Source organism: Bacillus pseudomycoides DSM 12442, assembly GCF_000161455.1.
GTDB classification, from domain to species: Bacteria; Bacillota; Bacilli; order Bacillales; family Bacillaceae_G; genus Bacillus_A; species Bacillus_A pseudomycoides.
In genome coordinates this window covers 5,764,351-5,768,726 of record NZ_CM000745.1, presented here as the reverse complement: position 1 = coordinate 5,768,726, position 4,376 = coordinate 5,764,351, and the positions used below count along the sequence as shown (strand labels likewise).

Sequence of the window (4,376 nt, the reverse complement as noted above, 5' to 3'; positions counted from 1 at the left end):
ATTGCCCTTCTTGTGGCACACATCACGATAGAGATCGGAATGCAGCACTCAATCTTAGAAACGAAGCAATTCGTATCTTAACCGTAGGAACTACGGGGATAGCCTAATTCATTAGAGTTCGATAGAACTCTGTACCTAGGAATCTCCCACTTCAAACAGTCCGTGAGGACGTTAAGTGGTGAGTAGTTCAAACGGATCCAATTGAATTAAAGAAAAGCGATTGGATGGAAGAATAGAGCACAGACAATACAGAGTACAAGAATGCGAGTGCAATAATCAAAAGCTTTGCGAGATCTTTCGCAAAGCTTTTATAATGATACATATTATAATAGTATTTTTTGTATTTCTTCTGTGCTTAGACCAGTAAATTTTGCAATATCTTCTAACGACATTCCATTTTTATGCATACCACGAATTAATTGTGCACGCTCAGCTAATTTACCTTCCTCTTTACCTTCCTCATGAGCATGAGCTATTTTAGCTTGTTCATCTAGAAGTACTTTCTCACGAGCTTCATAAGCTGTTCGGAAAGAAGAATCATGGCTCATATTTTCCCATTTATTCATTGCCTTTTGTAAAATTGGATCTTGATTCATCGCAATTTCCTCCAATGTCTGAGTTAAGTGTTCATCTTCATGGGCTGGTAGCAATAACATCCAACGGACAAATGTATTTTCCCATGGATTTACTTTTTCTTCACGCCATTGTTTCACTAATTTTGGGATCTCTACAAAATGGATTTCAATATCGTCACTTAAAACCTGTTGTGTTTTCGAATTCCATAATTGTCCGATGGTGTGAAATGAGTCTTCATAAGAAAATAATGTGAAATCTAATAAGTTAATGGTAATTGTTTTCCGAAGTGAACGATATGGCATACCTTCTTGCATTTGGGATGTATAGAGCTTACTCCAATAGTATAAAGAGCGTTTTACCATATCATGTGTATTTCGGAGTTGAATCTCAATATTCACTTGCGTTCCATTGTCGAGTGTTGCTAATAAGTCTAGTATGGATAACTTATCATCTTCATAAGACTTATGGAGATGTGGGTCTTCCAATTGTAGTGATGAAATAGGTGTATCTAAAGATTCTTCTAAGATAGCGTTTAAAAATCCAATTAAGATTTCTTCATTCCCCTTTGTTCCAAATAACTGTTTAAAAGCAAAATCAATTCGTAAATTTACTAATTTTGTGGACATGGGTTTCCTCTCCCTGTCTTTCTATTCTTAAATATATTTTATAAGATAGTCCCTTACATATGCAAATGCTTCTGTATTTCAAGTTTACATCTGTCTATAAATGTATACTTTTATAGACAATCCAAAGGCTCTCCACATCTTTGAATACATAGTAATAAAAAGTGAATCAAAAGGTGTACCTTTTGATACTGCACAAACAAATTAGTAATAAATTTCTCAATATAGATATTGTCACTATTTTTAGCTATAATATTCAAAATTAACAGTTAATGTAATATGATAAAAAAGTGATGGTTATCCCCTATTTGTTTCTCCTTATGCCATAGATAAGACCGAGTTTCTGGTCTTATCTTTTTTATTTATATATTTTCTTTGGAGATGAATGGGTAAGTGGAATATGTGTAAAATTTGATATACTAAAAGAAAAAATTAGGATGATAAGGCTATGCCAACAAAAGAATTCCAAGACACAGTACAGCATTTTGCTTCTTTCTTATTAGATAAAGGAAGAAAACCTTCCACAATTAAACGATATGTTTATGATATCGAAGATTTTGGTCAGTGGTTGCAAAAATCTAAAAAACTTCCTACATGCAATATATGGACGAGACTTGATACAAAGGATTATGATGAGTATTTCTATGATTTAAAACAGCAACGACAGTACTCTGAAAAAACAATACATCGTGTCTATATTGTCTTAAATAGACTATATCAGTATTTGCAACTGCCAAATCCGTTAGAAGACATGCAACTTATTATTCAACCGAACCGTGCGCTACGTGATGAAGATTTTATTATAATAGAGGAAGAGAAAATGTTAAAGTCCATTTTAGCTTCATTAAAAGGATTAACAGAAAAACAACGTTCCGTTCGTCCATTGCTTATGGATCGTAACATTTCTATTGTCCATTTGCTCATTCATAATGGATTATCCTTACAAGAACTTGTCGGTTTACAGATGAAGCACGTCCATTTTGAAAATAATAAGATCTCAGTACCAGGAATAGTGGGTATAGAAAGAACGATTCTTTTGACTGAAGACGATAAAAAGCGATTATTTAGCTATTATAAAACCCTCCCTGAACCAGTTCGTCCAAGATATCATAGCAATGATCCACTGTTCGTAGCCTTCGATTTTACTCGGAAAACTTATCATTGGTCATATGAAAATAATGCACCCAAAGCTCTAACAGAGATTGCCGTTCAAAAGATGCTTCGACTTGAAGTTGCAAGGGCAAATTTAAGAAAAGGAATTTCAGCACAACACTTGCGTAATACCTTCATTTTAAGGTTAATAAAACATCAAATTTCAGAGGATGAAATTATAAAACAAGTAGGGTTTAAATCTAAGCTTTCGTTAAAAAGATATTATGATTACATCGATTAAAAATAACGGGGGAAGATAGTGTGGAGAGAAATAAAAAAAGAGCAACAGTACATAAGAGTGTATACATTAAGGGATAGAAGTACAAAATCCATTAAAGTTGAATCTTGGCGAACGTTTAAAGAGGAAATGAGAGTTCTATGTCAAAATGAATCCGACATTTTTCAAATAGGGGTACGGCAACGATTAAAAGAATAACCCGTCACATCTGAAAATTCTTCCATTTAAGTAAGGAACTTATCAGAAAATATGGTAGGTTCCTGTTTTATTACTATAGTATTAAAACATCTCATAAAATTAGCAAATAAATAACCGACTCCTTAACATGCAAGGAATCGGTTAAATTTTGTCTAAACATACTATTATTATTCAGAAACTGGGATAAGTTCAGTTTTGTCAATATACAGTTTACAATGTGGGCAGTGTAACATGTTTACTGCAGTTATCTCTATAAGAAATTTAGGTACTAAGGGTGATATTAATCCATCAAATTCAGCATATTGAAAATTTTCAAACGTCAACTTTTCTTCAGAATTCTTTGTCTTTGTAATCTTTGCGAAGGCCCTTTGACCAAAAAACTCATCAGGTGACTGTTTTACTTCCATAAACAATTCGCCACTTCCCTCTGATGCATATCGAACTCTAACACGATATTTTTGAGATAATTCATTTTCTGCTGCCGTGGCATAAAGATAAACTAATTGTTCTGTACGCTCAAAATTATGCAGAACTACTACATCTCCACCTGTATATCCGGAACCCTCTACAATACTTACACCTAATCCAGTTACATAATCTTGGAGACTTTTTACGGCTGGAATTTGTGTAATCTTTTTGGAATCAATAAAGTTATAGAAATCTACACTCCGATGTGTCCAAACAAATACAGGTAAGTAGCCAGACTGAATGCTATAACTACCTACGTTCCAAAAAGGGTAAGTAGTTATATGAGCTAACCTATGATTATATGCTTGATAATTTGGTTGATCAATTGTTTCTTGTGGTAATTCATTTTCTGAATCATAATTTTGTATGTTTGATGGAATAGCTGTATGTGTTTTTGAATAAGAATAAGTTGTTGTAGTTTGGCTATCCCTTTTAACGGTTCCGGTGCAAATACTTAGGAAAGATATAAAGAGGCCAGAAGTTTCCTAGTGGAATCTAGTTTTAAGCAGCAATTCCAAATAGTTGATGGATAAACTTCACTTGATTTTAGACAGATTTGTCCAGTAAAACAAGTTGCCCTTTTTTTACCATATGCATAGCTTCTATTCCAGAAATAATGGATGTAGCTGTGCGAAAGGATTTCAATCCTAACATCGAACGAACTCGCTTTTTAATCAACCGATGATCTTGTTCCACTATGTTATTGAGATATTTCACTTGCCTTAGTTGGATGCCTAATGGCATCTTTTTTTCTTTTCTCAATTCTTCAACTGCTATAGGATAAGCTGGATTCTTATCGACTGTCACGACACGAGGCTCAGAAATATGAAAAGACTGCAAAGATTTCCTGAAGAATCGCTTTGCAGCCTTGTGGTTTCTTGCTTTGCTTAGGTAAAAACCGATGATATTTCCTTTCGAATCGACAGCACGATACAGGTACATCCATTGACTTTTTACTTTTCATCGACTCTCCAAGAGTCATTGATTTGCTTGAGATGACGACGGATTCTTTTGTCTAATTCAGGACCATACTGATGAACCCAACGCATAATCGTTGTATGAGCAACGGATAAGCCCCGTTCCTCCATCATTTCCACCAAATCACGAAAGTTCAAGTTGTA

At 34.2% G+C, this 4,376-nt stretch carries 4 protein-coding genes and 1 pseudogene; 2 read left to right on the top strand and 3 right to left on the bottom strand.

Translation table 11 applies throughout. From position 1 onward, the window contains the following. On the top strand, positions 1-107 hold a 107-nt coding region (locus BPMYX0001_RS31935; protein ID WP_142316138.1), incomplete at its 5' end, for a zinc ribbon domain-containing protein. Between the two features lie 216 nt (positions 108-323). Here the strand turns inward: BPMYX0001_RS31935 and BPMYX0001_RS29105 are convergent. Then, positions 324-1,202, bottom strand: coding sequence for an Rpn family recombination-promoting nuclease/putative transposase (locus tag BPMYX0001_RS29105; RefSeq protein ID WP_006097727.1), 879 nt, complete (start codon positions 1,200-1,202; stop codon positions 324-326). A gap of 445 nt (positions 1,203-1,647) precedes the next feature. Between BPMYX0001_RS29105 and BPMYX0001_RS29100 the strand changes: the two genes are divergently transcribed. Next, positions 1,648-2,592, top strand: coding sequence for a tyrosine-type recombinase/integrase (locus BPMYX0001_RS29100; RefSeq protein ID WP_006097725.1), 945 nt, complete (start codon positions 1,648-1,650; stop codon positions 2,590-2,592). 362 nt (positions 2,593-2,954) lie between these two features. Here BPMYX0001_RS29100 and BPMYX0001_RS35115 read toward each other — a convergent pair whose 3' ends face one another. Further along, entirely contained in the window at positions 2,955-3,707 is a 753-nt protein-coding gene (locus BPMYX0001_RS35115) for a delta endotoxin C-terminal domain-containing protein (protein ID WP_371400321.1), read from the bottom strand. 94 nt (positions 3,708-3,801) lie between these two features. Beyond that, positions 3,802-4,376: pseudogene (locus BPMYX0001_RS29090) on the bottom strand (IS6 family transposase); the annotation flags it as partial.

Bases quoted from the DNA above. Each gene is read 5' to 3' on its own strand.
- BPMYX0001_RS29105 (WP_006097727.1), bottom strand. From the start codon at position 1,202: ATGTCCACAAAATTAGTAAATTTACGAATTGATTTTGCTTTTAAACAG.
- BPMYX0001_RS29100 (WP_006097725.1), top strand. From the start codon at position 1,648: ATGCCAACAAAAGAATTCCAAGACACAGTACAGCATTTTGCTTCTTTC.